The sequence below is a fragment of the Anabaenopsis sp. NIES-4685 genome, from assembly GCF_059725405.1.
Genome location: NZ_AP043602.1, coordinates 4,102,239 through 4,123,667, shown reverse-complemented (window position 1 = coordinate 4,123,667; position 21,429 = coordinate 4,102,239). Strand labels below are relative to the sequence as shown.

Sequence of the window (21,429 nt, the reverse complement as noted above, 5' to 3'; positions counted from 1 at the left end):
AAAAACTAAATCTAAGCAAAGTACAGCAATTATTAAAATTTACATTGTGCATCTTGCTGTCATTAATTATCAGTATGACAGAAATTAGTATGCCTGGGTTGTCTTTAAATACTATCAGATCAGCCGAGGCTGCTTTACCAGCATTACTGGTGAATCAAGTAAATTATCAGAAAATAATTGGCATTGCTAATAATTCTAATAGCCCTATCACTTCTGGTCAGCTTGTAGCCTCAAGCAATTCTGTATTACCTGATAATTCTGTTGTTAAAGCTTCTTTATTGTCTGACAACTCTATTTTTAGAGCTTCTTTAAAATCACTGATTGATTTATCAAAAAAATTAAAATCACTGGATTTATCAAAATCACTGGATTTATCAAAAAATTTTGAAAATAATCCAAATTTAATACATACTTTAGTACCCACTATTAAACTTACTCCTTACCTATCTTTAATAGGTGATATTAATTTTTTTGTGGATAAAGTAGAAATTAATTTGATTAAGAACGACTATAGTGCATCTAATCCTATATATAGTTCCTTGATTTTCTACGAAGAGGGTGTGAAAGCTATAGAGCGTAATGATTATGATGAAGCAATTAAAAATTTTAATCTGGCATTAAGTAAAACTGGAAATTTTGCAGAAGCGTATGTAGCATTAGGTAAGATTTATTCTAAGTTAGGTGATATTCAAACAATAATGGAAGATCAAGCAGTAGAAGAAAGTAAGTTTTATGGTAATGCACGAAGATCACGAAGATATCATGAACAAGCAGAAGAATTTCAGAGAAGAGCGATGGAATATTATAACAAAGGCAATGGAAGTTGATCCCAAACTTAAAAATATTAATGAGGATAGAAAGAGATACATTGACCCATTGCTTGGACGAGCTGCTGTTTATGTTAAGCTGGAACAATATCCAAAAGCTCTCGATGATTTCAATACTGCAATTGAACGCAATCCTAACCTTATTAATGGTTATATAGGTCGTGCTACTATCTATATTCAACAAGGAGAACTTGAGAAAGCAATTGCAGATTTAACAGAGTCAATTACATACCTTGATCCTAAAGACCCAGTTGCAAATTTTAAACTTGGTTCTGTTAAGGGAGAATTAAAAAATTATGAGGATGCAATTCAAAATTTTACTAAAGTGATTGATACTAAGAATCAAGATGCTGCTGATTATTATGCAGATGCTTATTATAAACGAGGTATAGCTAATTTAAATTTAAAAAAATATCAAAAAGCAGTTAATGATTTTAACGAAGCGATTAATCATGACTCTGAGTATGTTGCAGCTTATTACAACCGAGGAGTTGCTATGGCTGCTTTAGGTGACTACGAAAAAGCTACTAAAGATTGTCAGAAAGCACTAAGTATTAACCCTAATTTTACTGAAATTAGTAATCCATCATGTATTGCTCGTCATAACCTTAGTCATGAAGGTGGAATTGCTGCCGTTAATTCAGTGGCTATTAGTCCTGATGGAAAAACCCTCGCCAGTGGCAGTGATGACCAAACAATTAAATTGTGGAATATAGAAACAGGAAAGGAAATTAAAACTCTTAATGATTCAGATTTTGTTTTTACTGTTAGCTTTAGTCCTGATGGAAAAACCCTCGCCAGTGGCAGTTTGGGCAAAACAATTAAATTATGGAATGTAGCAACAGGAAAGGAAATTAAAACTCTTACTGGGCATTCAGATTGGGTTCGTACTGTTAGCTTTAGTCCTGATGGAAAAACCCTCGCCAGTGGCAGTAATGACCAAACAATTAAATTGTGGAATGTAGCAACAGGAAAGGAAATTAAAACTCTTACTGGGCATTCAAATAGGGTTCATACTGTTAGCTTTAGTCCTGATGGAAAAACTCTCGCTAGTGGCGGTGGCATTTTGGACGAAACAATTAAATTATGGAATATAGAAACAGGAAAGGAAATTAAAACTCTTGCTGGGCATCAGATGGCGTTCGTACTGTTAGTTTTAGTCCTGATGGAAAAACCCTCGTCAGTGGCAGTAATGACAAAACAATTAAATTGTGGAATGTAGCAACAGGAAAGGAAATTAAAACTCTTAATGGCCATTCTCGTCCAATTCCCGCCCTTTCTTTCAGTCCAGATGGCACAATATTTGCTACTGGAAGTGATGACAAAACTATTAAATTATGGGAACTGCAAACTGGAAGAGAAATGATTACGCTTTATGGGCATTTATCTTTTGTACAATCACTTGCTTTCAGTCCAGATAGCAAAACTCTTGTAAGTGGTGGTTACGATAAAACAGTAAAAGTATGGTCATTGTCGGAGTTAATAAAATCAAGACTTACGCAGCAGAAATGGGATTTAGCACTGGCTGATTTCAACCAAGCTATTAAACTTAATCCTAATGATGCTGAGGCTTACATCAATCGCGGTGATGTTTTCTATGACCAGGGGGAATGGGATTTAGCATTGGCTGATTATAACAAAGCCATTGAACTTAATCCTAATGATGCTCAAGCTTACATCAATCGCGGTTTTGTTTACGAGTACCAGGAAGCTGATGCTTACATCAATCACGGTTTTGGTTACGAGTACCAGGAAAAACAGGATTTAGCACTGGCTGATTTCAACCAAGCTATTAAACTTAATCCTAATGATGCTGATGCTTACATCAATCGCGGTGATGTTTACCATAGGCAGAAAAAACAGGATTTAGCTCTGGCTGATTATAACAAAGCTATTAGACTTAATCCTAATTTAGCTGAAGCTTACTACAGTCGCGGTTTTGTTTACTATGACCAGCAGAAATGGGATTTAGCCCTGACTGATTACACCCAAGCTATTAGACTTAATCCTAATTATGCTGATGCTTACAACAATCGCAATTTTGTTTACTTTCAGCTAGGAGACATCAACAAAGCCAGGGAAGACTTACAAAGAGCAGCGCAATTGTACCGCAATCAAGGTGATACTGCTATGTATCAAGAACTAATTGAGATGTTAAACTCACTGTAGCTACAAAGATACCTGAAAGTGAGGACTGAATAGATTTTAGTATCCGACCTACTAGAAGAAAGTCAAATCAAGCTTGAACCCCGCCTAATTACCTTTACACCTGACAAGTATCAGGTAACACCTCATTATATAATGTACCCAAGAATAAATTAACTACCAGTGGTAACCTACCTATGAAATATTTTGGTAAGGGAAAAGTATTATTATTTAGTACCCTACTAGGATTAATGGGAACTCAAATTTATACTTATATGCGCTATGGTTTGTTTCCCACTAATCCTATAAGTGTCATTACCAGTTCACCTTCATTTTCATTAAAAAAAGTCCTCAAACATTCAGATTCCGTTTATTCAGTAGCATTCAGCCCGGATGGTAAAATCTTAGCCTCTGGGAGTGAGGATCACACCATACAACTGTGAGATGTCGCCAGAGGGCGCTCAATCGCTACCCTCAAAGAGCGATAACACCATCAAACTGTGGCAAAGGCATTAATCCACACCTATTAATGTTTCATTAGGCTACCCAATTTTTGATATATGCCCAGTCCACCCTTGCCAGATTTAGTTTGTGGGTTTACGTCAGTTTGAATCTTTCTTTCAGGGCTGGAAACTCCCTCTGGCTTAGGATGTGTTTACACTGTAGCTTTAGACGTGTCAAAAGTGCTGATTTCCACCTTGGCAAAAAACTAAAAGCGCCCATCCGGTAGGAAGAGCGCCTTAGTCGAGCAGAGAAAGTATTAATTAAATTTCTGAACCTGAATCTCTTAGCCGTTGATTGCAGGAGCAGTCAAAGCAACAGGAGCAACTTCACCAGCAGCCAAGTCTAAGGGGAAGTTGTGAGCGTTACGCTCGTGCATTACTTCCATACCCAGGTTAGCGCGGTTGATGACATCAGCCCAGGTAGCGATGACGCGACCTTGAGAGTCAATTACTGATTGGTTGAAGTTGAAACCGTTCAAGTTGAACGCCATGGTGCTGACACCCAAAGAGGTGAACCAGATACCGATTACAGGCCAAGCAGCTAGGAAGAAGTGTAGTGAACGGCTGTTGTCGAAGGAAGCGTATTGGAAGATTAAGCGACCGAAGTAACCGTGAGCAGCTACGATGTTGTAGGTTTCTTCTTCTTGACCGAACTTGTAACCGTAGTTTTGAGATTCGGTTTCGGTTGTTTCACGTACCAATGAGGAGGTTACCAAGGAACCGTGCATTGCAGAGAACAAGGAACCACCGAATACACCAGCTACACCCAACATATGGAAGGGGTGCATCAAGATGTTGTGTTCTGCTTGGAACACAATCATGAAGTTGAAGGTTCCTGAGATACCTAAAGGCATACCATCAGAGAATGAACCTTGACCGATGGGGTAGATCAAGAATACTGCGGTAGCTGCTGCTACGGGTGCTGAGAAGGCTACACAGATCCAAGGACGCATACCCAAGCGGTAGGATAGTTCCCACTCACGTCCTAAGTAGCAAGCTACGCCAATCAGGAAGTGGAAAATTACCAACTGGTAGGACACCGTTGTACAACCACTCATCTAAGGAAGCTGCTTCCCAGATGGGGTAGAAGTGCAAGCCGATGGCGTTGGAGGAAGGAACAACAGCACCAGAGATGATGTTGTTTCCGTAGATTAAGGAGCCAGCTACTGGTTCGCGGATCCCATCGATGTCTACTGGAGGAGCAGCGATGAAGGCGATGATGAAGCAGGTGGTAGCAGCTAGGAGGGTGGGGATCATGAGTACGCCGAACCAACCGATATAAATCCGGTTTTCGGTGCTGGTGATCCATTCGCAGAAGCGATCCCATACGTTGGCGCTTTGGCGCTGCTGTAAGGTTGTGGTCATTTGTTTATGATTGCGGTTATGTATGTATGAATGAGACAGGTTTGTTTTCTGTCTATGACACTACTTTACAATTGTTTACAAATGTTTGGCAAGGGGTATTTTTTTAATAAAAATTATGCTTTATGTAAGTTTTACTTATCATTAGCTTGATTCTGGGGGAGGGTCTAAAAGAAAAAGGTATACTGAATCAGACTGTCATCGCATCTACTCAGTAGTTATGATGAACCAAAGCTATAAATATCAATTTACCTGGTTTGACTGGTTTTGTTTATGGTATCCTCCCGGTTGGCTGATCTTATTTAATCGCCACTGGCAACATTATCATACAGATCCCGATGGTTGGCGGGGGTTGGAATATCTACTGTTCTTAATTCCTGGGGGATTTTATCTAGCTTTTTTGATGCGGTGGTTGCGTTTGGGTTGTCGTTCACCCAGAAATGATCTGGCGGAATTTAACCCCAACTATCAACAGGCATTTCGGGAAGAGGTGTTGGCTCCGATTGTAAAATATTATTTTCGGGCAAAATTGCAGCGAATCGAGAACTTACCCAGCACAGGTCCGATAATTGTGGCGATGAATCATGCGGGGATGTGTTTTCCCTGGGACTTTATCTGTTTGGGTTATTTATTAGGGGAAGCGCGGGGTTGGAGAGTACAACCTTTAGCGGGGGTATCATTATTTGAACATCCTTGGGTGGTGTGGTGGTTACCGCCGCAATGGTCAAGGGTTTTGGGTGCTGTGCGAGCTAACAGGAATGACTTTGAAACGGCGATCGCCCAGGGGAAAACCTTATTATACGCTCCCGAAGGATTACGCGAGACCTCTCAAAGGTTGGAGTCAACGCTATCAACTGCAAAAATTCAATATCAGTTTTATGGAACTGAGCGATCGCTATCAAGTGCCAATTTTGCCAGTTTTGTGTATTGGTAATGAATCATTGCATCCCTGGACAGTCAACATCAAGAAACTGCAAAAAATATTTAAACTACCCTTCCTACCGATATCACCATTAGTAATTGTTCTAATTATATTTCCCTCCATGGGAGTCTGGGCAATGAGAACCCACCTTAATTACTTTATCCAACCTCTAGAAAAAATCAAACCAGCCCAAAAACGTCAAGCTACCTATGAGGAAGCACAACAACTGCGAGAAAAACTACAAATGCAAATAAAAAACTTGAGGTTCACCTTCCGAAACGGTAGCCTTTCCCGTAAACAGTATGAATAAGTGGTTGTTCTTTACCTAGTTCAATTTTCCGCCGCAGTAGGCGAATCAAAGCAGCGATCACATTACTATTTGGCTGTTCTTGATCTTGCTGCCAGAGATTTTGTAAAATTTGGGTATGGGTGAGTAGGTTACCTGTATTTTCCATAAAGTATTTTAGCAATTGAGTTTCCTTTTGAGATAACTCAATCACCCGTCCTTGACGATAAGCCACTTGATTTTGATAATCTAGTTGTAAATCACCCACAATCAAGGGTCCCAGGGTGGTTTCATGGGTGGGGGAACCAGCACGACGTAACAAGGCCCTGACCCGCGCTAATAATTCTCGCAGTTCAAAGGGTTTGACTAAATAATCATCAGCACCTGCATCTAAACCTTGTACACGGTCATCTAGAGTATCCTTGGCTGTGAGAAATAGTACCGGTGTAATTTTACCTTGGCGGCGCAACTCCTGACAAATCTCTAAACCTGTTTTCCCTGGTAGCATCCAATCTAAAATCAGTAAATCATAAGTAGCTGCTGTGGCAAATTGGCTACCTAGGACACCATCATAAGCTACATCGACACTGTAACCCTCCCGGGTTAACAGGCGACTTAAGGGGTCAGTCAGTTCAATTTCATCGTCAACTAATAAAATTCTCATGCTGCTTATGGTAAGCAATCAAGATATTCTCAAGATAAATTAACTGCCAAAAAGAAAATGTTAACTGTAGCATTGCCCAAAGGGGAACTACTCAAAAATAGCATCCGCCTACTCAAGTCTGTAGGATTGGATTTTAGCGCTTTTTTAGATTCTGGAATGCGTCAACTGCAAATTCCCGACGCTAGTGGGCGAGCCACAGGGCTACTGGTGCGGGGACAAGATGTACCTGTATATGTAGAATATGGTCAGGCACAGTTGGGGATTATTGGTTATGATGTGCTGCGGGAGAAAAAACCCCAAGTTGCACATTTAGTTGATTTACAGTTCGGTCATTGTCGAATGTCGGTGGCTGTCAAAGCATCTAGTGCCTATAAATCACCTTTAGATTTACCTCCCCATGGTCGAGTTGCTTCTAAGTATGTTAATTGCGCTCGTGAATATTTCCATAGTCTAGACCTACCTATAGAAATTGTACCCCTGTATGGTTCAGTGGAACTAGGCCCATTACAGGAATGTCAGAGGCGATTGTCGATTTAGTTTCTACTGGGCGGACTCTACGGGAAAATGGTTTAGTAGAAATTACTACCTTGTATGAAAGTACGGCGCGGTTGATTGCTCATCCTCTGAGTTATCGTCTAAATACAGGTAACTTGCATCAATTAGTGGAACAACTGCGCCAAGAAGTAGCTGCAACTGTAGTTTAATATCAGTAATCTCCAGGATGATTCAATCATTCTGGAGTAATTATTTATTCTGTAGGGCAGAGATTTCCTCTGCGTCCATCGCACCAACCCCTAACAATCACCTCATAGCTTTCACAGTGTATACCCGGCGTTAAGTTATTAATATCTATACATTGAAATTTTTCCCAAGGAATATCTTCAATTGCACCACACCGACTACAGTAAAAGTGATGATGGGGTTCTACATTGGCATCATAGCGACAAACCCCCTCTTCTAGTAATACCTCCCGGACAAGACCCACCTCTCGCAGAGCTTGTAGAGAACTGTAAATAGTCGCCTGGGATGACACGGGAAACTCTTTGTTGATATCCGCCAGGATGGTCTCAACTGTAGGGTGATCACACCGAGATAACAAATTTGCATAAACTGCAAACCTCTGAGGAGTCACCCTCAAACCTTTAGATTTCAAGGTTTGAATAATTGTGTGTGCCTCTTGCTGCATATTTACTGCTACATTTTGCATTTTAACGATGTCCCTATTATAGTCACCGCCAGTAATAAATTAGTATTATGTGTTTACCAATTGAATATTTAAGTATTTATAACTATTGAAATTTTCCTAAATAAGAATTATTCTGAGATAATTCTAAGTGATGATAATATTACTATGGCTGTGATCGAAAAAGTTCCCAATGTTGTCTTTAAAACCCGGGTGCGTGACGAGTCGATTGGTGAACCAAACCCATTCCGTTGGCAAGACCGCACCACACAAGATATTTTTGGTGGTAAGCGTGTAGTAGTATTTTCACTACCTGGAGCTTTTACCCCCACTTGCTCTACTTCTCACCTTCCCCGTTATGAAGAACTGTATGACCAATTCAAAGCCCTGGGTATTGATGAAGTCATTTGTGTATCTGTGAATGATGCCTTTGTTATGTTCCAATGGGGTAAACAACAGGGGGCTGATAAGGTATTTTTATTACCCGATGGCAATGGGGAATTTACCCGGAAAATGGGGATGTTAGTTGATAAGTCTAACCTGGGCTTTGGTCTGCGGTCTTGGCGCTACTCAATGGTAGTGAATGACTGCAAAATTGAAAAGATTTTCATTGAGCCTGGTTACGAGGATAACTGTCCTACAGACCCATTTGAAGTTTCCGATGCAGATACCATGCTCAATTACCTCAAAGGAGCTTAAAACTCCTACTGGTGTGTAATATTTTAAGGGACTGGGAATTGGGCATTGCCCTTTCCCCAGATTGAAATCTAAAATTTGAGGGACACATGAGTTACGATTTCGACTTATTTGTGATTGGTGCTGGGTCTGGTGGTATTGCCACCGCTAGACGTGCGGCGGAATATGGAGCTAAGGTAGGGGTGGCTGAGTTTGACCGACTAGGCGGAACCTGCGTAAATCGTGGCTGTGTCCCTAAAAAGTTAATGGTCTATGCATCCCATTTTCCTGAGTTGTTTGCAGAAGCTCAAGGATATGGGTGGAGTGCGGTGGAAAGTTCCCTGGACTGGGAAAAGATGATCACGGCGGTTAACAATGAAGTAACTCGCCTCAATGGTATTTATCAAAAGATGCTGGATAATTCCCAAGTAGAAGTCTGGGAAGGATACGGTACATTTATTGATGCTCATACAATTCAGGTGGGGGAGCGTCAAGTTACTGCTGATAAAGTTCTAATTGCAGTAGGTGGTTATCCTATTAAGCCCGATATTCCCGGAATTGAACACGCTATTACTTCCGATGATATTTTTCATTTGCAGGAAAAACCTCAACGCATAGTGATTTTAGGGGGGGGATACATCGGTTCAGAATTTGCTTGTATTCTCAATGGTATGGGTAGCGAAGTTACCCAGATAATTCGTCATGACAAGATTTTGCGTGGTTTTGATGAGGATTTACGCAATGAAATTCAGGAAGGAATGGGTAAGCATGGTATTCAAATTCTCCCCAATTCCCAATTGACCGCTATAGAAAAAACCCCAGAGGGTATTAACGTCAAAATCCGTCGGGGTGATGAGGAGGAGGAAACGGTAGTTGTGGATGTGGTGAGTTTAGCAGCTACTGGTCGTAAACCCAACACGCAAAAGTTAGGTTTAGAAAATACTCAGGTTCAGCTCGATAGTAAAGGCGCGATTATTGTAGATCAATACAGTCAAACTACTGAAGAAAATATCTATGCGGTAGGAGATTGTACAGATAATATTAATTTAACTCCTGTGGCGATTAATGAGGGGCGAGCCTTTGCAGATACGGTATTCGGTAATAAGTGCCGTAGGATGAGTTACGAAAATGTACCTACAGCAATTTTTACTACTCCAGAGGCGGCAACGGTTGGCTTAACTGAGGCGGAAGCTAGGGCAAAATATGGTAATGCGATTAAAGTTTACCGCAGTCGCTTTAGACCAATGTATTATACATTGGCCGGTAAGGATGAAAAAACCATGATGAAATTAGTGGTTGATCAAAGTAATAACAAGGTTTTAGGGGCGCATATGGTGGGTAATAGCGCTGCTGAAATTATACAAGGAGTGGCGATCGCCCTGAAGATGGGTGCTACTAAAGCCGATTTTGATGCCACAGTCGGTATTCATCCCACCTCGGCTGAGGAATTTGTCACTATGCGATAGGTTATTAGTTGGGTCAAACGCCCCACCCACAAGGGGATGGGGTTGTACGCCCGATCAATAAATCTTGACCCTTGACATAGTACTACTATTAATACTAATATAAAGAAGTTAATACCAACTTGCCGTTTAAAGCTGTCATTACGTTAACGATTAAAAAAGACGTATGGCACAAATAGAGAAACTCCTTGCTCAGTTGAGAAACAATCCTCAGAATGTCAACTTTGCCGATTTAGTCAAGGTTTGCAATCATTATTTTGGGTCTATAAAACACCCTGGTCTGGAACTCCGCGCATTAACATTCAAGAAAAAAATGGCAAAGCAAAGGTTTATCAGGTAAAGCAGGTTTTGGGCGCGATTGAAAAAATTGAGGAAATGAAAGATGGTTAACCACGACCACTACACCTATAGAGTTACTTGGTCAACGGAGGATCAAGAATTTGTAGGACTGTGTGCTGAATTTCCAGGTCTACAATAATTTAATGAATTTATAGTCATTTATGTACATTTGTAGTATAATATTATTATGAATGTACGATCATTAAATGAATGAAACTATCTGATTATGCAAAAAAGGTAGGGATAAGTTATAGAACTGCGTAGGGATAAGTTATAGAACTGCGTGGCGTTGGTACAAATCCGGCGTAATCACAGGTTATCAATAACCTACAGGAACCATAATTATTAATCTACCTGAAACTAACCAAAACCCTAACAAAGTTGTAGCTATCTACTGCCGTGTTTCTGATAATGGTTCAAAAGACAACTTAGAAAGACAAGCTGAAAGGTTAACCCAATATGCTTTAGTGCAAGGATGTATGGGTTAAGAAGAGCAAAGAGAAAGACAGAACGTATCACTCAGGAGTTACAAAATGAATCTGATTGAGCGTCATGTTATTAAACCAAGTCACCCAGCATACAAAGAAATAGATGAACTTTGCTTTAAATCGAAGAACCTATACAATGCTGTTAACTTCATAGTTAGACAGGAATACATTCATAACAACAAGCATATTAATTATGCGGGAGCCTATCACCTAATCAAAAAATCTGTTGATTATAAAGCTTTGCCAGCAAAGGTAAGTTGTCAAATCATTAAATTAGTTGATAGATGCTGGCTTTCATATTTTGCAGCTATTAGTTCTTTTACGACCAACCCTGATAAGTTCAAAGGTCGGCCTAGACTACCTGGATATAAACATAAAACAAAAGGTCGTTGTGTGGTCATTTACCCGGCACAGGGTATTAGCAAAAAAGGGTTAAAAAAAGGGTTATTACAACCTTCAGGTACAAATATATCTATTTCAACTGCTATTCAAAATAAAGTTAAAGAACTTAGATTAGTACCTAAAAGTGGATTCTATGTAGTAGAGGCTGTTTATGAAAAGAATGAAGTAGTCACAGTTAGGAATCAATATATTGCAGCTATCGATTTGGGGTTTAATAACCTGGCCACCATAGCTTCAAACAAAAAAGGCTTTCAGCCGTTGATTATTAATGGTCGCCCATTAAAGTCAACCAATCAATTCTTTAATAAACAAAAAGCCCAACTCCAATCGAAGCTTCAAACTCAAGACCCCAATAGATACACCTCCAACAAAATATCCAATCTTCTCACCAAAAGAGATAGTAAAGTTGATACCTATCTACACCAAGCTAGTAGAACCATTATTAATTACCTTCGACAAAATCAGATTGATACTTTGGTGATTGGTAACAACAAACAGTGGAAGCAAGATATTAATATTGGTAAGCGTAACAATCAAAATTTTGTTCAGATACCGCACTATAAATTTATCGAGCAGTTGGTTTATAAAGCTAACTTAGCTGGCGTTAAAGTTATTATCAACGAAGAAAGTTATACCTCTAAGGCTAGTTTTCTTGACCTTGATAATATCCCGGAGTACCAAAAAGGGGCAGAACGTGTATTTAGTGGTAGAAGAGTAGCTCGTGGGTTGTATAAAGCTTCCAATGGAAGGTTAATAAACGCTGATTTAAATGGGGCGTACAACATATTAAGAAAAGCAGTCCTGAACGCTTTTGCAGACGGGATAGAGGGGTTAGGAGTAACTCCAATCAGGTTTACCCCTGGTAAAGTGACTTTGTAGATTTGTCTATAATTTCACAAACTCTATCTTATCTCCACGAAAATCGTTCTACTCCACTTGAAGGTATTACAAACTTGGTAAAAGATGTAGTAGCTGATATGGCGGCGAATAATGAGAGGATTCCCGAACCCATTGCAGAAAGAAACTACAGTGGTAAATTTCAGGTTCGTATTCCTCCGGAGCTTCACCGTAGATTAGTTATAGAAGCAGCTGAGGAAAATGTCAGCTTGAATCGCTATATCAGCCTTAAACTGGCATCCTAAATTATACAAGAATTATACAAGGAGTGGCGATCGCCCTGAAGATGGGTGCTACTAAAGCTGATTTTGATACCACAGTCGGTATTCATCCCACCTCTGCTGAGGAATTTGTCACCATGGGATAGGTTATTAGTTGAATAAATTGGAACAATGCCCTAATCTAGGGCATTTTTTGCACTTGACATCATGAACAGATGGTATATTATTGTTCCATACAAGATTTACTTAAAAGAGTTTAACTATGTCTGTTCAGTCTGTAACCCTGGCTAACTTTTTTGGCTTATTGGCACTGATAGCTTACATATTGACTTTAACGCCAAGTATATTCAAAACTGTTTTCCCCAAAACGCGCCAAAATCAAACCTTACGTTGGTTAGGAAAAAAACGGCGAATTATTGGTATTGCATCCTATGTTTTAGCTTGCAGCCATGGTTTACTGATAGTGTTTAAACACAATATTGATTTCTTAAATCCTCTTACTTATATTCATTACTTTCAAGGAATATTCTCATTTTTTATTCTAACTTTACTAGCAATTACTTCTAATGATTGGAGTGTCAAACTTTTAAAAAAGAAATGGCATAATATGCACAGATTAACTTACCTGCTCATCTTTATCCTACCCTGGCATATTTTAGATAAAATGTCATACTCTTGGAGTTATTTAACTCCATTATCAGTATTGATTGGCTTTATTATTATGTGTTTATTCATTCAAAGAGTAATTATAGACTGGAAAAGACATCTACAGCCATAGTCGAGAATAATAAGGGGCGATGAATCATATAGCAGTAGTTAATTAGATTAATCTTGTTTAACTCTGAGGTTTTCATCCATAGTCAGGATTTTTCTGGCGTTAACTATATGCTCTTCAGACACTTGAGGATGTTCCCCATTAGTTGTAATTATTAGTTCTCCAATAGCATCCTGGGCGTGTTCATTGAGAGAATCAATTAATAAACTGGGGGTGGTACTGTTGGATTGGGCGATTTCCTCAATAGTTACCAGGGGATGCTCTTGTTCTACTATAGCTTTTAACGCCTGAATTTCATGGTTGGGGAGGATTTCTAAAAGTTTCTGCCATTGTTCAGGTAAAATCTCAGATGTATTGATTGTCCCTACAGAATCAATTAACTCCGTAAAAGGAAACACATCATTGCCATCTTCATGGCAATTTTCAGGTGATAGTTCTGGATTTAATGTTTCTGGTTGTTGAAGTAATTCCCATACTTGGCTTTGTAATGAGTCTCTTTCTGCTTGCAATAAGGATATTTCTGATGTGAGTTGCTGTAATTCTGATTGCTTTTCGGTGATTTTATTTTCTAGGTAATTGAGGTTTTCGGCTAAATTTTCCGTTTCAGTTTTGGTAGATAATAATAATTGTTTTTGGTCATTAATCTGTGTTTCTAGTGCTTGAATTTCCGTTCGCAGTTCATACATCTTTTCCTCTAGTTGGGGTTTGAGCCTATCTAACAGAGTGACATTAGTCTCAAGTTCTTGTTTTTCTTCCTGGAGTTGATAGATTTGATTTTGCAACTGCATAATTTCACCGCGAAAGGTATTACAATTCAACTCCATACGACGTTTTTCGGTTGTGAGTTGAGAGCAAGTATGATGCAGTTCTGTTTTATTTTGTTCCAGAGCTTCTATTTCAGCATTGAGGTTAATGGTATCGGTTTCTAACTGCTGTTTTTGGGCTGCAAATATACCTAAATCTCTATGAATTTTATCTCTTTGAATACGAGACTCTGATATTTGATTTTCCAAGCTTTGTGAATCTGCGTACAAGAAGTTACGCATCTCTTCTATTTGATTAACTTCTTGAACAATCCGCCGTTTTAGTCCCTCCATTTCTTTAATGCGCTTGCGATTGGAAGTTAAAATCATCATTTCATAATTCCCACGGCGCTTATCTGTAAATAATATGGCTGCATAGGTAGAAATTATAGTAATTATACCGGTGATTAAGGCTTGGTTGAAATTCCACTGGGGGACAAGACTAATACCAAAGCTGATACTAAAGGCGACGATACCTAGAATATATCGATTGCTGATGGTTGCTGATGGCATATTGGTTTTTCTCAGGGTATTTGAGTTGTTAGGATAGGTATGTTTTAATGTCATTATTACTTAGCAAGATAATTGTGAAATATCTAACTATAATTCTTTGTGGATTTTAGGGAGTAGCACAATGAGATATCACCATGTAATTGATTTCATATCTAGTATGGATAGGGTAAGATTAAAAGTAAATAAAGATGATGATAGGGGCTTGTCATCGATTTTAAGTGATGATTTCAGGGGATGTGATCTGTATGGGGATGAGATACTGTTAAATCTGCTTTTAAGAAATCAATAAACTGCCTTGCTGTACGTCCAGAACGACCATTGTGGCGGGTTGCCCACTGTAATGCTTGATATTCTAAATCTTCGGGAGTAATATCAATTTGGGCTTGTGCTGCTAAATGTTGGACAATTTTTAAATAAGTATCCTGATCCGCTGGTGCAAAAGTGAGAGTGATACCAAAGCGATCGCTAAAGGAAAGCTTTTGCTGCATTGTATCCCAGGAGTGGATTTCGTCATGATCTTTGGGTGTGGGTCTGTCTGTAAAAAACTCGCGAATTAAGTGGCGACGGTTGGAAGTAGCATAAACCACCGCATTTTGGGGACGTGCAGTCAAATTACCTTCCAAAACTACCTTAAGTGCTTTAAAAGCATCATCATCTTCTTCAAAGGAAAGGTCATCAACAAAGATAATAAATTTTTGTGGTACTCCCCGCAACTGCTCGACAATTTTGGGCAAATTGTGCAAATCAGATTTTGCGACTTCCAGCAAACGTAGATGGCGATCGCCATACTCATTTAACAAAGCTTTGACCACAGAAGATTTACCCGACCCCCGACTACCGTAAAGTAGTATATGCTGTGCCACCTCTCCTGATAATAAAAACTCTGTATTTTTGATTAAAGTTTCTTGTTGAGACTCGTAACCCACTAAAGTTTTCAGGTTGATCGGGTCAGGGTACTTGATACCTACAAACTTACCTTCTTGCCAGCGCAACGCATGATATTCTACAAATAAGCCTGTGCCACACTGGCGATAATGATCTGCCAAATCCTCCACAGCATCACCCCAATTATCTAACTTTTGTAGTAATACTTTGAACTTTGTCTCTATACCAATGTTTTGCTCTGTGTACCAGACAATAGGTGAAATGGGTAACTGAGCTACAGTTTGCACCCACTCGCTCAAAGAAGCACTACTACATTCATAAAGATTCTGCAACACCTGTAAATCATGCTCCACTGCTGCTAGTAACGACCGGGGTAAATCTTCAACGTCTTGCTGTTGAACAGTTTACTAAAAGGATTCTCACTACGGAGAATTTGACTAATTAGGTAGTCTTCCCAATTTTGATGTTTAGCACTTAAGGCATAAAAATAACTGCCATAAGCTTTGAGACAACTCCGTGCATCGGCATCAGTGTAACGTATAGCTTGCAACAGGTCAAGAAATGCCATCCCCACTTCGCTTTCCAATACAGATTGGTAGAGTAAAAGTGATGCTGCTTGACATTGGAGAAATTGAACCTGGCTATGGCTATAGGATGAATTACGTGGCATCGCTGGATTATCCATCAATTAACAGGGTAGTTTAAATAAGGCACTATGGTCAATTGTCTGCTAACCCTGGTAGTAAAGTCAAAATCTACATGGCCGTTAACATAGACTCCGTGAATGTGAATGTGTGATCTTTGTCTCCCCTGAAACCGGTTGCTCCGGGATAAATTCTTAATCTTTGACTTGCTGAAAATATCCGGTTTTTTGGCGTTGGTGATGATCTATAAAAATAGGGCTGTATATAATTATGGGGTTGAGGATGCTGGTACTTCTAGTCTAAGTATTGAGAATCATAATTACTCTTAGTCAATAATTAGCCCCACGAGAAATGATGTATTTTGTAATTAATAATACATTTTTGCAGAATTGTATCAGTAGAACCAAAGAGCATCAGCCAGTAATCAATGCTTAAATTTGCTCATATCCATCTGTGGATAGTTGTTTTATTGCTGCTATTGGGCTGTGAAAACTCAAGGCTATACAGTATTTAGCAGCCTAATTTAAATTAAAAAATCAAGTTATCTTGCCATTATGGCAGGTTTTAATTTGATAGATAAGATATGAATAGATTGGTTCAATTTTTGCTGTGTATCGAAACTGCCAAATTCATCTCAAGCAACGGTACTTTTACCAAGTAGGACATCATACATGTTATTACCACTGTCTTCTCAGAAAGTTATCGAATACCTGAAAGAAAGAGGTATGTATTCCTCAGAAGATGGCGCATTGAATAAATATGACTTGCTCAAAAGTAGTCAACATAACTTAAATTTACTCTTGACTTTAGGAGATAATCAAAAACTGCTGGTTAAACAAAAATGTCATCTTGAAAACTATGGAAATTCCCATGATTTTTTTAATGAATGGCTATTTCAGCAATTATTACAGCAGTTTCCAGTTATAGGTAATATAACTGAGATCGCACCACTAATAGTAAATTTTGATCAAGAACATTCTATCCTGGTTCGTAATTACTTAACTGAATATTCGGAACTAGGAGAATTTTATGGTCACAATGCTATTTTTCCGCCAGAAATTGCTACCGCCATTGGTAGTACATTAGCGGGACTACATCGCGCTACCTTCCAACAGCGAGAATATCGTCAGTTTATGTCAGCTGGGCCTCAAGGACAGTTTCGCTATAGCTTTTACAATCCAGCCCAAGGGGTGGATTCTATTACCCCAGAAATATTTGGTACAGTTCCCACTGAGGCGTTAAAGTTTTACCTTCTCTACCAAGGTTATGAGACTTTAGAATCAGCGATCGCCGATTTGGCTTATGAATGGGAACCTTGCTGCTTGACTCATAATGACCTCACCTTAAATAATATTTTAATTCATTCTCGTTGGCATCAGTTAGATAATTGCCTGATTAAACTGATTGATTGGGAAGCTTGTGGTTGGGGTGACCCCGCCTTTGATATAGGTACCCTTATCGCCAGCTATTTAACAATTTGGCTTTCTAGCTTAGTAGTAGATCCCACCCTTGAGTTAGAAGAATCCCTGCATTTAGCGATTACACCCTTAGAGTTGCTACAACCTTCATTACTGGGGTTAATTCGGGCTTATGTCAAAACTTTTCCCATGATTTTGCAGTACCAAAGTAACTTTATTGTCCGAGTTATTCAGTTTACAGGACTGGCGCTAATTCATCAAATTCAAGCAAATATTAAATCTCTTAAACATTTTGGCAATAGTGACATTTATATGCTTGATGTTGCTAAGAATCTCCTTACCATACCACAAGAATCTATATTGAGTATTTTCGGCGTTTCTCAGGGGGAAATTCTCAACCCTTTGACAGAATTTCATCAACTCCCCCAAAGAGAAAAACAACAGCAATTAGTTCCTCTTTATTACCAAAAAACTCGCCTGCGGGGTTGTTAATCACAGCCAACGGTCACCACCATGTTTGTTTAAGTAATTCTTAATATCAAGTAATGCTATACTGTCCCACCTATACATTGCAAACTTACCTGCTGGATATTGCTAAAAATATCGAGATAAATTCTAAGTTTTGTATTTCCCACCCCCACTATCAATCTTTTTCTTTACCTGCTAAACTAGCAGAGAGATTTCAACAAAATTCTCCGGCTTTACAGCATAAATATCTGACTCTACTACTGAGAAATTTCCTTTACGGTATCTACTACAATGGTTCCCTAAAAACCACCTTGGCCTTAGATACTGAAACTAGTAATTGCTGGGGACACCAAAATTTAGAAACTCATTCTCTCTTAGATGTTGATTGGGGATTTTACGAACAACTACAGACGAGCAATCACGGTAAAGGTTATTTTGACCCCAGTTGGCGGGTATTGAGTCGAGAACCTGATGGTACTATGGCAGTCACTAAAGGCGGTTTGACGGTATATATTGAGCCAGACTGCCATCTTAAACCTAGTAAAAAGTCTCCCAAGGTGGGGGAATTAGTGGCGATTTGGATGCCTAAAAACCGACTGCAAAAAGGCTGCTACTTAGCAGTTAGCAATGTAGGACAGGAAAAGCAAAGTAACCTAGATGGGAATTTAGGTACCGGGAGAATCTACTTTAATTTTACCTCATCTGGTGCGATCGCCTCCATGGATGGACTAACCCAACAACTCAACGCAGCCAATATTGCTTTTACCTTTCAGGTTCTCTATCATCCCGCTGCCTACGGACGCTATGACTCAGGTATACTCTACTTTGAAGCTCAGGACTATCCAGCATTGCACAAAATCCTTGAGAATGTTTATAGGGGGTGTGAATCTCATTTCCAAGCTGAAATACCCTTATTTACTAAGTTTTTAGCCCCTGGATTGGGTTTAGCTGAAGAGCCTACCCAAAAATTTGCCACTCAAGAAAATTTTGGTATCAACCGTTGCCAAATTGTCGCCAATGCCTTGTTGGAGGCTTGGGAACAAGGTCAAAATACAATGGAGGAGCGTATGAGAATGATTGAGCAACATTTTGCTCAACATTCCATTGATTTGCAGCATCCCTACCTCAACCCCAGTTCTGAGGATATCTACTACCCTTTAAAATAATGTCTTTTACCTATCATCGCACTATTCGCCTTGCAGATACAGATGGCGCTGGAGTAGTTTATTTTGCCCATGCTTTATCTATATGTCATGAAACCTACGAAGCATCTTTAGAAGTATCGGGTATTAATCTCAAAGATTTTTTTACTCATCCATCTATAGCTATTCCTATTGTTCATGCTAATGTGGATTTTTTTCGCCCAATGTTCTGTGGAGACCAGTTAGAAGTAAGTTTATTTCCCCATCAAATAACTGCGAATAAGTTTGAAGTTAGTTATGAAATTATACTGGCAGATGTTCTAGTTGTTAAGGCTGTGACTCGACACGTTTGTATTGATGCAGTGAGCAGAGATAAGCGGGATTTATCACCTGAGATGATTCAGTGGTTGGAAACTAACCGCCAAGAGACAAAAGCGCTAGAAAGAAGAAAGTTAAGAGGATGTTTGGAAAGTCATGATTAGTGTATCAACTATTGTTTGACCCCACCCTAACCCTCCCCTTACCAGGCTATTCATTACCCACATTTTTCTTAACAATCTTGAAACATTTATGTGGCAACGGTTTCAACGCTTGAAAATTTCCCTACTCTTGACAAAATGTACCTTATTCTTATTGATAAAAACCTTATTTTATTGATAATCATCAACGGAGGATTAAGGTTTGGGGGTTTGCGAGCGATCGCTCTCACGAATGTTAAGAAGATCCGGGTAATGGATAGCCTTACCAGGGGAGGGGACTGGATTTTATTGTTTTATTGTTTTGGTGTGTTCGGTGTGTTCCCCATTCCTCATTCCCTGTTCCCTGTTCCCTGTTCCCCAATCCTTCCCATTCCCTGTTCCCTGTTACCCATTCCTCATTCCCTGTTACCCATTCCTCATTCCCTGTTACCCATTCCTCATTCCCTGTTACCCATTCCTCATTCCCTGTTCCCTGTTCCCTCAGATAAAAATTACCTGTTGAAAACTTATCAAACATCCTCTAAGAGAGATTTTGTAAATGTTCTGTGGCTATTTTCTGGAGTTCTTGGCGGTTGATTTTACCTTGAGCATTGCGGGGTAAACTGTCTAGAGAAATCCAGTGTTTAGGAACTTTGAATTTACTCAGTCTTTGATTTAGTGCTGTTTGTATTTCTAAACTGGAAATCTGGGGACTTTGGGGAACATAAATCGCCGTTACTACTTGTCCCCAGTATTTATCTGGTAAACCGATGACACAAACGTCTTTGACCATTTCTGTAGTCCTAATTGCGGCTTCAATTTCCCCTGGGTAAATATTTTCTCCCCCTGTGATAATTTTGTCGCTGTTACGCCCCACTATATTTAAATAGCCTTGTGCATCTAAATATCCTAAGTCGTCTACTGAGAAATAATTGAGATTATCCCAGGTTTCGGGGTAGTACCCCAGAGCTAATGATTGCGCCTGGATGGTAATATTTCCAATTTGATTACCAGTTAAAATTTTACCTTGTTGATTGCGAATCTTTACTTGGGCATGGGGGAGAATTTGACCACAGTTGATTATACCATTGAGAAAATCATCTGGTTTGAGGGTGGCAATTTGAGAAGCTGTTTCTGTCATCCCATAAGTAGGTGCTAACCGAATACAATTAAATCTGGCTTTTGTTAACAATTCCTCCCATGCTGGCGCACCTCCTAACAGTACCGTCCTGAATTGGGAGAGCCATTGTGTTAACTGGGAACTCTCTAGTAAGCGTTGTAATTGTGTGGGTACTAAAGATATAAAATAATTTTCAGGGTTAATCTGATATTCTGGTGTAGATGTTAAAGTTTTCAATGGTGCGATCGCTAATTTACCTCCCGTAGTCAAGGAACGCATAACCTGCATTAAACCACTGACATGATAGAGAGGTAACATACAAAAAGAATTAACTTCAGTTACCTGAAAATATTCTGTAAATCCTTTAACAGATGCTATCAGAGTTTCCCAAGTGTGCATAGCAAATTTAATTTTTCCCGATGAGCCACCGGTGGGAATCATGATGTATGGAAAATCCCTATAACCGCCATGGGGAAACATTTTTACCTTCGGTTGTCCTACTCCCAAAATAATATCTGGCTGCACTAAATCTAGCACTTGCTCCCATTCTTGTTGTCCCCAGTCGGGGTTACACAGAAAAACCGGACAACTCGCAGCACAAGCAGCCAGAAAACCCGCTATAAATTTCACTGGTTCACGTTCTGCTACAATAATTTTGGCAGTATTGCCATTAACTGTTAACTGCTGTAGTTCTAAATATAACTCTAAAGCTATGTGTTGCAGTTGCTGATTATTTTTACCAATGAGCAAATCTGTCTTACATATTTGATGTAGATAAAATCTGGGTGGTTTGATAGACATTTACAGCACGGTTGACGGTTGACAA

Annotated in this window: 16 protein-coding genes and 8 pseudogenes; 17 read left to right on the top strand and 7 right to left on the bottom strand. The window is 39.3% G+C overall.

Annotation, left to right across the window (positions count from 1 at the left end; all coding sequences use genetic code 11):
* Window positions 1–74 precede the first annotated feature (74 nt).
* The 5 genes and pseudogenes from AC6IZ0_RS17825 to AC6IZ0_RS17805 form a co-directional block, all read left to right on the top strand.
* A complete protein-coding gene (locus tag AC6IZ0_RS17825; RefSeq protein ID WP_497724184.1) occupies window positions 75–827 on the top strand; it encodes a tetratricopeptide repeat protein in 753 nt (250 codons plus the stop codon).
* Window positions 733–1,350: pseudogene (locus AC6IZ0_RS17820) on the top strand (tetratricopeptide repeat protein); the annotation flags it as partial. The gene AC6IZ0_RS17825 and the pseudogene AC6IZ0_RS17820, both read left to right, overlap by 95 nt.
* 96 nt (window positions 1,351–1,446) lie before the next feature.
* A pseudogene (locus AC6IZ0_RS17815) lies at window positions 1,447–2,300 on the top strand (WD40 repeat domain-containing protein); the annotation flags it as partial.
* The gene (locus AC6IZ0_RS17810) at window positions 2,298–2,996 is read left to right on the top strand and encodes a tetratricopeptide repeat protein (RefSeq protein WP_497726096.1); all 699 of its coding nucleotides are present in this window, start codon (window positions 2,298–2,300) and stop codon (window positions 2,994–2,996) included. The pseudogene AC6IZ0_RS17815 and the gene AC6IZ0_RS17810, both read left to right, overlap by 3 nt.
* 332 nt (window positions 2,997–3,328) lie before the next feature.
* A pseudogene (locus tag AC6IZ0_RS17805) lies at window positions 3,329–3,412 on the top strand (hypothetical protein); the annotation flags it as partial.
* A 347-nt stretch (window positions 3,413–3,759) separates the two neighbouring features.
* Here AC6IZ0_RS17805 and psbA read toward each other — a convergent pair.
* Window positions 3,760–4,840: pseudogene (gene psbA, locus AC6IZ0_RS17800) on the bottom strand (photosystem II q(b) protein).
* A 217-nt stretch (window positions 4,841–5,057) separates the two neighbouring features.
* Between psbA and AC6IZ0_RS17795 the strand changes: the two are divergent.
* Window positions 5,058–6,069 (top strand): annotated as a pseudogene (locus AC6IZ0_RS17795) (1-acyl-sn-glycerol-3-phosphate acyltransferase).
* Here the strand turns inward: AC6IZ0_RS17795 and rppA are convergent.
* Window positions 6,026–6,709, bottom strand: coding sequence for a two-component system response regulator RppA (rppA, locus tag AC6IZ0_RS17790; RefSeq protein WP_497724183.1), 684 nt, complete (start codon window positions 6,707–6,709; stop codon window positions 6,026–6,028). The pseudogene AC6IZ0_RS17795 and the gene rppA overlap by 44 nt on opposite strands.
* Before the next feature lie 57 nt (window positions 6,710–6,766).
* On the opposite strand from rppA, the pseudogene hisG reads away from it, so the two are divergent.
* Window positions 6,767–7,413, top strand: a pseudogene (gene hisG, locus AC6IZ0_RS17785) (ATP phosphoribosyltransferase).
* Window positions 7,414–7,457: 44 nt separating this feature from the next.
* Here hisG and AC6IZ0_RS17780 read toward each other — a convergent pair.
* Entirely contained in the window at window positions 7,458–7,895 is a 438-nt protein-coding gene (locus AC6IZ0_RS17780) for a Fur family transcriptional regulator (RefSeq protein WP_497726095.1), read from the bottom strand.
* Window positions 7,896–8,060: 165 nt separating this feature from the next.
* Here AC6IZ0_RS17780 and AC6IZ0_RS17775 point away from each other — a divergent pair, with 165 nt between their 5' ends.
* The 7 genes and pseudogenes from AC6IZ0_RS17775 to AC6IZ0_RS17745 all read left to right on the top strand — a co-directional run bounded on the left by AC6IZ0_RS17775 (window position 8,061) and on the right by AC6IZ0_RS17745 (window position 13,155).
* The gene (locus AC6IZ0_RS17775; RefSeq protein ID WP_497724182.1) at window positions 8,061–8,591 is read left to right on the top strand and encodes a peroxiredoxin; all 531 of its coding nucleotides are present in this window, start codon (window positions 8,061–8,063) and stop codon (window positions 8,589–8,591) included.
* An 86-nt stretch (window positions 8,592–8,677) separates the two neighbouring features.
* Entirely contained in the window at window positions 8,678–10,033 is a 1,356-nt protein-coding gene (gene gor / locus AC6IZ0_RS17770; RefSeq protein ID WP_497724181.1) for a glutathione-disulfide reductase, read from the top strand.
* A 240-nt stretch (window positions 10,034–10,273) separates the two neighbouring features.
* Window positions 10,274–10,420, top strand: coding sequence for a hypothetical protein (locus AC6IZ0_RS17765; RefSeq protein ID WP_497724179.1), 147 nt, complete (start codon window positions 10,274–10,276; stop codon window positions 10,418–10,420).
* A gap of 482 nt (window positions 10,421–10,902) precedes the next feature.
* A complete protein-coding gene (locus AC6IZ0_RS17760; protein WP_497724177.1) occupies window positions 10,903–12,138 on the top strand; it encodes an RNA-guided endonuclease InsQ/TnpB family protein in 1,236 nt (411 codons plus the stop codon).
* A gap of 2 nt (window positions 12,139–12,140) precedes the next feature.
* Window positions 12,141–12,401, top strand: coding sequence for a toxin-antitoxin system HicB family antitoxin (locus AC6IZ0_RS17755; protein WP_497724176.1), 261 nt, complete (start codon window positions 12,141–12,143; stop codon window positions 12,399–12,401).
* Window positions 12,402–12,412: 11 nt separating this feature from the next.
* Window positions 12,413–12,523, top strand: a pseudogene (locus tag AC6IZ0_RS17750) (oxidoreductase dimerization domain-containing protein); the annotation flags it as partial.
* A gap of 116 nt (window positions 12,524–12,639) precedes the next feature.
* Window positions 12,640–13,155, top strand: a complete 516-nt coding sequence (locus AC6IZ0_RS17745; RefSeq protein WP_497724174.1) for a ferric reductase-like transmembrane domain-containing protein — start codon at window positions 12,640–12,642, stop codon at window positions 13,153–13,155.
* A 47-nt stretch (window positions 13,156–13,202) separates the two neighbouring features.
* Here the strand turns inward: AC6IZ0_RS17745 and AC6IZ0_RS17740 are convergent, their stop codons facing one another.
* On the bottom strand, window positions 13,203–14,522 hold the full coding sequence (locus AC6IZ0_RS17740) for a tellurite resistance TerB C-terminal domain-containing protein (RefSeq protein ID WP_497724172.1): 1,320 nt from the start codon (window positions 14,520–14,522) through the stop codon (window positions 13,203–13,205).
* Between the two features lie 173 nt (window positions 14,523–14,695).
* Window positions 14,696–16,038: pseudogene (locus AC6IZ0_RS17735) on the bottom strand (ATP-binding protein).
* A gap of 630 nt (window positions 16,039–16,668) precedes the next feature.
* Here AC6IZ0_RS17735 and AC6IZ0_RS17730 point away from each other — a divergent pair.
* Genes AC6IZ0_RS17730 through AC6IZ0_RS17720 form a run of 3 tightly spaced genes read left to right on the top strand, consistent with a single transcriptional unit; the run spans window position 16,669 to window position 19,507 of the window.
* Window positions 16,669–17,907 (top strand): phosphotransferase, encoded by a 1,239-nt coding sequence (locus tag AC6IZ0_RS17730; RefSeq protein WP_280801576.1) that lies wholly within the window; start codon window positions 16,669–16,671, stop codon window positions 17,905–17,907.
* Between the two features lie 53 nt (window positions 17,908–17,960).
* Window positions 17,961–19,049: a T3SS effector HopA1 family protein gene (locus AC6IZ0_RS17725; protein WP_271733918.1), complete on the top strand. Its 1,089-nt coding sequence runs from the start codon at window positions 17,961–17,963 to the stop codon at window positions 19,047–19,049.
* Window positions 19,049–19,507, top strand: coding sequence for an acyl-CoA thioesterase (locus AC6IZ0_RS17720; protein WP_497724170.1), 459 nt, complete (start codon window positions 19,049–19,051; stop codon window positions 19,505–19,507). Before AC6IZ0_RS17725 ends, AC6IZ0_RS17720 begins: the two co-directional genes overlap by 1 nt.
* Before the next feature lie 259 nt (window positions 19,508–19,766).
* Here AC6IZ0_RS17720 and AC6IZ0_RS17715 read toward each other — a convergent pair whose 3' ends face one another.
* Entirely contained in the window at window positions 19,767–20,021 is a 255-nt protein-coding gene (locus AC6IZ0_RS17715; protein ID WP_497724168.1) for a hypothetical protein, read from the bottom strand.
* A gap of 3 nt (window positions 20,022–20,024) precedes the next feature.
* The gene (locus AC6IZ0_RS17710) at window positions 20,025–21,404 is read right to left on the bottom strand and encodes a 2-succinylbenzoate--CoA ligase (RefSeq protein ID WP_497724166.1); all 1,380 of its coding nucleotides are present in this window, start codon (window positions 21,402–21,404) and stop codon (window positions 20,025–20,027) included.
* Window positions 21,405–21,429 lie beyond the last annotated feature (25 nt).

What these genes read in the sequence shown, in the direction of transcription:
- AC6IZ0_RS17825 (WP_497724184.1), top strand. Translation starts at nt 75, where the DNA reads ATGACAGAAATTAGTATGCCTGGGTTGTCTTTAAATACTATCAGATCA.
- rppA (WP_497724183.1), bottom strand. Translation starts at nt 6,709, where the DNA reads ATGAGAATTTTATTAGTTGACGATGAAATTGAACTGACTGACCCCTTA.
- AC6IZ0_RS17780 (WP_497726095.1), bottom strand. Translation starts at nt 7,895, where the DNA reads ATGCAGCAAGAGGCACACACAATTATTCAAACCTTGAAATCTAAAGGT.
- AC6IZ0_RS17775 (WP_497724182.1), top strand. Translation starts at nt 8,061, where the DNA reads ATGGCTGTGATCGAAAAAGTTCCCAATGTTGTCTTTAAAACCCGGGTG.
- gor (WP_497724181.1), top strand. Translation starts at nt 8,678, where the DNA reads ATGAGTTACGATTTCGACTTATTTGTGATTGGTGCTGGGTCTGGTGGT.
- AC6IZ0_RS17760 (WP_497724177.1), top strand. Translation starts at nt 10,903, where the DNA reads ATGAATCTGATTGAGCGTCATGTTATTAAACCAAGTCACCCAGCATAC.
- AC6IZ0_RS17745 (WP_497724174.1), top strand. Translation starts at nt 12,640, where the DNA reads ATGTCTGTTCAGTCTGTAACCCTGGCTAACTTTTTTGGCTTATTGGCA.
- AC6IZ0_RS17740 (WP_497724172.1), bottom strand. Translation starts at nt 14,522, where the DNA reads ATGACATTAAAACATACCTATCCTAACAACTCAAATACCCTGAGAAAA.
- AC6IZ0_RS17730 (WP_280801576.1), top strand. Translation starts at nt 16,669, where the DNA reads ATGTTATTACCACTGTCTTCTCAGAAAGTTATCGAATACCTGAAAGAA.
- AC6IZ0_RS17725 (WP_271733918.1), top strand. Translation starts at nt 17,961, where the DNA reads ATGCTATACTGTCCCACCTATACATTGCAAACTTACCTGCTGGATATT.
- AC6IZ0_RS17720 (WP_497724170.1), top strand. Translation starts at nt 19,049, where the DNA reads ATGTCTTTTACCTATCATCGCACTATTCGCCTTGCAGATACAGATGGC.
- AC6IZ0_RS17715 (WP_497724168.1), bottom strand. Translation starts at nt 20,021, where the DNA reads ATGTTTGATAAGTTTTCAACAGGTAATTTTTATCTGAGGGAACAGGGA.
- AC6IZ0_RS17710 (WP_497724166.1), bottom strand. Translation starts at nt 21,404, where the DNA reads ATGTCTATCAAACCACCCAGATTTTATCTACATCAAATATGTAAGACA.